Below are 6420 nucleotides of genomic sequence, written 5' to 3' on the forward strand. Positions count from 1 at the left end.
GCACTACACATCTAGGAATAACCCAATCTTACAACTGTACTTATAAACAGTATAATCAATTATTCTCAGATTTAAAATGATCTGGAGCCCAGCTAAATAGCTTTAACTTCATTAGCCACTTACTATTCTGATAGTATTGTTAGAGAGTATTTAACCTATAAGTAGGGATAACTTTTGAGTGATAAAATACTAGTAGTCGAAGATAGTCGTGCATTCAGAAACTACCTGTACCAGCAATTGAAAAATGATGGCTATGAGGTTGCGCTGGCTGAATCAGTGGCTGAAGCTGAAGCTATCTTAGAACAAGATACGGATTTCTTGTGCGCGGTGCTCGATTACTGCTTACCCGATGGTCAAGATGGCGAGATCATTGATTTGGTACTCGGCTATCAACAAAAAATTATAGTCCTAACCGGCATGTTCAACAACACACTTCGAGAACAAGTACTCGCGAAGGGTGTGATTGATTACATCCTCAAAGACAGCATGTCATCAGTCAGTTATTTGCTTCCTTTGGTTAATCGAATCTCAAATAACCGATATCATAAAGCCTTGGTTGTTGATGATTCTGCGGTTGTTCGTCGATATGTAGTGCAACTTCTTGAGCACCAATATATTCAAACGATTCAAGCGGAAGATGGCGAACAAGCACTAGAGCTTCTCCAAAACGACCCCGACATCACTTTCGTCGTTACCGATCATGACATGCCAAACAAAGATGGCATTTCGATGACCCGTGACATTCGAGTACACCATGATCGTAATCAACTCGCTATTCTTGGGCTATCTGGCAGTGACGACCGAACCATGACAGCTCGTTTCCTTAAGGCTGGTGCCAACGACTTCCTTTACAAGCCATTTAACCAAGAAGAGTTTTTCTGCCGTATTCATCAGCTACTCGATATGAAAGAGGCCACCAATGAACTATTTCGTCATGCAAATGAAGATGCTCTGACCGGGCTTTGGAACCGTCGTTATCTATTCAATCAAACATGTAAAGGCTGCGAACATCGCAGCATCGCCATGATGGATATAGACTTCTTTAAAAAGGTGAATGATACCTACGGTCATGATGGTGGCGATGCGGTACTCATTGAAGTCGGAAAGATCATCAAAAATCATTTTAAAGATGATGTCGCCGTTCGTTTCGGCGGTGAAGAGTTCTGCATTCAATCATGCCGACCATTTGAAGAATTTGTCGACACGCTAGAGTCAATGAGGATTGCGATACAAAACCAAGAAGTTATTCATGACTCACAACGGATTAAAGTCAGCATGAGTATCGGGTTAAGCGACTTAGTTGGCAGTTTGGATGAGCAAATAAAAGCCGCGGACGAACTACTTTATACTGCAAAAGAACAAGGTAGGAACCAACTGGTCTTTGCGCGCAATAACATGCAAATCGACCACTAGAAATTCGTTTTTGTTTCCGTTTTTAGCATTCCAAAATAGACAGTTCACTCAAACAAAAAAAGCTCAAGACGATAATCTTGAGCTTCTTATTCTAAGGGCATAGACAACTCTATTCCCCTATGACTGTCACCAATTAAGCGATACGGTCTTTACTCCAAGCCGCTTCTTTTTGTTGACGTTCTGCCAGTTTCTCTTCACGGTATGCTTCACGTGCTTCACGTTTTTTACGCGCATCACAAGGTTCAGGGCAGTTACATACTTTATCAATACCAACAGCACCTAAGCCACCACAGCTACCTTTCACAACTTTCTTTTGGATAATATAGCCAATTGACATCGCTGCGATTACTGCAAGAAAAACACCAAATGTAATCAGAAATGTATTCATAATTATCTCGCTTACCTTATTTACCTAAGTATGGCTTAAATGCTTCTGAAGCAATTTCTTTAAAGCCATCAGCTGTTTTTACCACCATGAACACTGGGATGTTATGTTGGTTTGCGACTTCCAGTCCTTTTTCTTCACCTAAGACCATAAGGCCAGTAGATAAACCGTCTGCAGTCATTGAAGACGGGTTTAAAACAGTCACTGAAACCACTTTGTGATGAAGCGGCTTACCTGTTTCTGGGTTGATGATGTGTGAATAACGAACACCATCACGCTCAAAATAGTTTCGGTAGTCGCCAGACGTTGCGATCGCCATATCACCAGGCTCGATGATCTCTTGAATGTTGCGCTCGTCAACACTTGGCTTCTCGATGGCGATACGCCAACCCACACTTTCACGGTTTAAGCCCTTCAAACGGATTTCACCGCCCACTTCTACCATGTAGTTATGAATGCCAATTGAATCGAGGTAGTCAGCAACGACATCCACGCCCCAACCTTTTGCGATAGTCGAAAGGTCAACATACAAGTTAGGCAAATCTTTGCTTAGCTTATTACCTTCAACGCTTAAGTGGTGAATACCAATCTTAGCCTTACGAGCCGCAAGCTCTTCGTCTGATGGAACCACTTCAGGACGTGCTTCTGGACCAAAACCCCACAAGTTAACTAATGGACCAACCGTCACATCCAACGCACCTTCAGTAAGACCGTTCAAACGAATCGCTTCTTTCACAACGATAGCGGTTTGTTCAGATACTTCGAATGCGTCCGCACCTTTGTGTTGGTTGAAACGGCTCAGCTCTGAATCTTCACGGTAAGTCGACATTTGATCATTAACTTCTTCAAGTAGACGATCGATCTCGGTATGAACTTCTTTAGACTCAGGAAATTCATCGCCATTGATGTACTTAATGTTATAACTGGTCCCCATTGTCGGACCACTTAAATGCACTTGCTCTCTTGCCTGCTCACAGCCCGCAAGAAAAATCAAAGAAGTTAATGCAACAAGCCAAATTCTCACTTGCTTACTCCTGTCTAATGTTGAGGATTTATATAAGGAAAAATAAGAGTGAAAAATAGGTATTTTAAATGCCTTACTCTTTCTTATATAAGCCAGTTTGTTGTCACGAGTAGTCTTAGAAAAACAAATGGCTGACTCGTAAGAGTCAGCCATAATATCAATCACTTAAATGGATTAACCACCGAAGTCATCTAGTAGGATGTTTTCATCTTCTACACCAAGATCTTTCAGCATGCCGATCACAGCCGCGTTCATCATTGGTGGACCACACATGTAGTACTCACAGTCTTCAGGAGCTTCGTGATCCTTCAGGTAGTTTTCGTACAATACGTTGTGGATGAAACCAGTGTAACCGTCCCAGTTGTCCTCAGGTTGAGGATCAGACAGAGCACAATGCCACACGAAGTTTTCGTTTGCAGCCGCTAGGCCGTCGAAGTCTTCAATGTAGAACATCTCACGCTTAGAACGTGCACCGTACCAGTAAGACATCTTACGAGTAGAGTTAAGACGCTTAAGTTGGTCGAAGATATGTGAACGCATTGGCGCCATACCTGCACCACCACCGATGAATACCATTTCATTGTCTGTGTCTTTAGCAAAGAACTCACCAAATGGACCAGAAATAGTACATTTGTCGCCTTCTTTAAGAGACCAGATATATGAAGACATCACACCAGGAGCTACGTCAGGGTTGTTTGGCGGCGGAGTTGCGATACGCACGTTAAGCTTGATGATGCCTTTCTCTTCTGGGTATGAAGCCATAGAGTAAGCACGGATCGAATGCTCTTTAACGATAGACTCGTAACGGAACAAGTTGAACTTATCCCAGTCACCACGGTATTCCTCAGGAATATCGTAATCTGCGTATTTCACGTGATGTGGTTCAGCTTCAATCTGAATGTAACCACCCGCGCGGAACGGAACTTCTTCACCTTCAGGGATAGCTAGAGCCAATTCTTTGATGAAAGTAGCTTCGTTATCGTTAGAGATAACAGTACATTCCCACTTCTTCACACCAAAGATATCTTCGTCTAGTTCAATCTCCATGTCAGTTTTCATAGCAACTTGACATGCTAGACGTTCGCCTTCGCGAGCTTCACCTTTTGTGATGTGATCAAGTTCAGTTGGAAGGATGTCGCCACCACCAGACTTAACTTTTACCCGACACTGACCACAAGAGCCACCGCCACCACAAGCAGAAGATACGAAGATACCAGCGCCAGCTAGGGCACCAAGTAGCTTGCTACCAGGCTGAGTAACGATCGCCTTTTCAGGGTCGCCGTTTACAGCAATAGTGATGTCACCTGATGGTACTAGCTTAGACTTAGCGAAAAGAATCACTAGTACTAGAGCCAATACAATAATGGTAAACATCGCTACGCCAAGAATAATGCTTTGCATTTGTTATTCCTTATTACTGGGTGCTTACCCTACAGTTGAACACCAGAGAAAGACATAAAGCCTAACGCCATCAGACCAACAGTAATGAACGTGATACCAAGGCCACGAAGACCTGGAGGTACGTCAGAGTACTTCATCTTCTCACGGATACCCGCAAGAGCAACGATAGCTAACATCCAACCCACACCAGAACCGAAGCCGTAAACAACAGATTCAGCAAAGTTGTAGTCGCGAGTTACCATGAAAGATACACCACCAAAGATTGCACAGTTAACTGTGATCAGTGGAAGGAAGATACCTAGTGCGTTATACAAAGGTGGGAAGAAACGGTCTAAAACCATCTCTAGGATTTGTACAAGTGCCGCGATAACACCGATGAATGCGATGAAGTTAAGGAAACTTAAATCGACACCTTCAACAAGCGCGTTTTCTTTCAGGATGTGTGTGTAAACAAGGTTGTTTACAGGAACAGCGATTGTAAGTACTACAACTACCGCAACACCAAGACCAAAAGAAGTTTTAACTTTCTTAGAAACCGCTAGGAATGTACACATACCTAGGAAGAAAGAAAGCGCCATGTTTTCGATGAAAATCGATTTAACTAGCAGACTAATATAATGTTCCATGACTACCTTACCCCTTCGCTTCTACTTGTTCTGGTTTGAACACACGAATTGCCCAAATCAAGAAACCAATTAGGAAGAATGCTGAAGGTGCTAGAAGCATCAAGCCGTTTGGCTGATACCAACCACCGTTGCTCACTAGAGGTAGTACTTCCATATCAAATAGTTTGCCAGAGCCAAGAAGCTCACGGAAGAAACCAACAGTGATCAATACGAAACCGTAACCAAGACCGTTACCAAGGCCATCGATGAAAGATGGGATTGGTGCAGACTTCATTGCGAATGCTTCAGCACGGCCCATTACAATACAGTTAGTAATGATTAGGCCAACGAATACAGATAGCTGCTTAGAGATATCGTATAGGTATGCTTTAAGCACTTGGTCTACCACGATTACTAATGATGCGATAATTGCCATCTGAACGATGATACGCACACTGTTCGGAATGTGGTTACGGATCAAAGAAACGAAGAAGTTAGACAGAGCAGTAACGAACATTACCGCGATAGTCATAACAAACGCTGTTTCTAGTTTAGTGGTTACCGCAAGAGCAGAACACACACCAAGAACCTGTAGCGCGATTGGGTTGTTGTCCAACACCGGCGCTAAGATGCTCTTTTTAATTTCTTTTGCACTAGACATTAGTTCAGACCTCCGTCACGAACTTTTGCTAGGAACGGACCAAAGCCCATATCACCTAACCAGAAGTCAAATGTATGTTGAACACCAACACTTGTTAGTGTTGCACCAGAAAGGCCATCTACACCGTGCTCAGAACCTTGAGGAGCGCCACCTTTAACAACCTGAATAGCAGGTTTGTGGTTTTCGTCGAATAATTTCTTACCAACGAATTGAGCGCGCCAAGATGGGTTCTCAACTTCACCACCAAGTCCAGGAGTTTCACCTTGCTCGTAGTAAGTGATACCAGAAACCGTGTTGCCATCAGTTTCTACCGCAACGAATGCGTACATCATTGACCATAGGCCGTTACCGTGAACAGGGATGATAACTTTAGAAGTTTCAGCGCCATCTTTCACTAGGTATACAGTACCCGTGTTAGCACGACGAATGATCTTAGCGATGTCATCTTCAGCTGAAAGCTTGATTGACTGAGCTGGATCTTTTGCCGCTTTACGTTGGTCGTATGCAGCAGCGTCGCCGTCAACGAAATCGCCAGTAGCGAAATCAACTAGACGAGGTTCGATGTTCTCTGCGTAGAGTGCTGGGATATCACCTGCAAGCTCAATACCCGCAACTTCAAGGATCTTAGTTTGCTGATCCAGAACTGCGTTAGCTTGCTGCTTAGGTTTAAGAACAACTGCAGCTGTTGAAACGATGATTGAGCACACTAGGCTCAATGCGATAACAACAAACAGCGTCTTTTTAATGCTATCGTTATTACTTGCCATAGCGCGCTAGTCTCCGCTTAATGTTCTTCTCGATTACAACGTGGTCAAACAGAGGAGCAAATAGGTTTGCGAATAGAATCGCAAGCATCATGCCTTCTGGGTATGCAGGGTTAACTACACGAATCATTACACACATTGCGCCGATTAGGATGCCGTACCACCAC

The 6420-nt window shown here is 43.5% G+C and carries 8 protein-coding genes; 1 reads left to right on the forward strand and 7 read right to left on the reverse strand.

Features of this window, described 5'->3' with window-relative positions; genetic code table 11:
• The first annotated feature begins 174 nt into the window (after positions 1–174).
• On the forward strand, positions 175–1413 hold the full coding sequence (locus tag AB4496_RS06115) for a response regulator (RefSeq protein WP_017101906.1): 1239 nt from the start codon (positions 175–177) through the stop codon (positions 1411–1413).
• Between the two features lie 133 nt (positions 1414–1546).
• Here AB4496_RS06115 and nqrM read toward each other — a convergent pair whose 3' ends face one another.
• From nqrM to AB4496_RS06150, 7 genes are all read right to left on the reverse strand, one after another.
• On the reverse strand, positions 1547–1801 hold the full coding sequence (nqrM, locus tag AB4496_RS06120) for a (Na+)-NQR maturation NqrM (protein WP_009848378.1): 255 nt from the start codon (positions 1799–1801) through the stop codon (positions 1547–1549).
• A gap of 16 nt (positions 1802–1817) precedes the next feature.
• Positions 1818–2822 carry an FAD:protein FMN transferase gene (locus AB4496_RS06125; protein ID WP_009848377.1) on the reverse strand — a complete coding sequence of 335 codons (1005 nt, stop codon included), beginning with the start codon at positions 2820–2822 and terminating at the stop codon, positions 1818–1820.
• Between the two features lie 174 nt (positions 2823–2996).
• Positions 2997–4223: an NADH:ubiquinone reductase (Na(+)-transporting) subunit F gene (gene nqrF / locus AB4496_RS06130; protein ID WP_009848376.1), complete on the reverse strand. Its 1227-nt coding sequence runs from the start codon at positions 4221–4223 to the stop codon at positions 2997–2999.
• Between the two features lie 29 nt (positions 4224–4252).
• Positions 4253–4849, reverse strand: a complete 597-nt coding sequence (gene nqrE, locus AB4496_RS06135) for an NADH:ubiquinone reductase (Na(+)-transporting) subunit E (RefSeq protein ID WP_009848375.1) — start codon at positions 4847–4849, stop codon at positions 4253–4255.
• Between the two features lie 7 nt (positions 4850–4856).
• A complete protein-coding gene (locus AB4496_RS06140; RefSeq protein ID WP_009848374.1) occupies positions 4857–5489 on the reverse strand; it encodes an NADH:ubiquinone reductase (Na(+)-transporting) subunit D in 633 nt (210 codons plus the stop codon).
• On the reverse strand, positions 5489–6256 hold the full coding sequence (locus tag AB4496_RS06145; RefSeq protein ID WP_009848373.1) for a Na(+)-translocating NADH-quinone reductase subunit C: 768 nt from the start codon (positions 6254–6256) through the stop codon (positions 5489–5491). The genes AB4496_RS06140 and AB4496_RS06145 overlap by 1 nt, the downstream gene beginning before the upstream one ends.
• Positions 6246–6420 (reverse strand): RnfABCDGE type electron transport complex subunit D (locus AB4496_RS06150; RefSeq protein WP_372130694.1); only part of this gene is annotated, 175 nt, incomplete at its 5' end. The genes AB4496_RS06150 and AB4496_RS06145, both read right to left, overlap by 11 nt.

Source organism: Vibrio sp. 10N.222.46.A1 (genome assembly GCF_041473595.1).
GTDB classification, from domain to species: Bacteria; Pseudomonadota; Gammaproteobacteria; order Enterobacterales; family Vibrionaceae; genus Vibrio; species Vibrio tasmaniensis_A.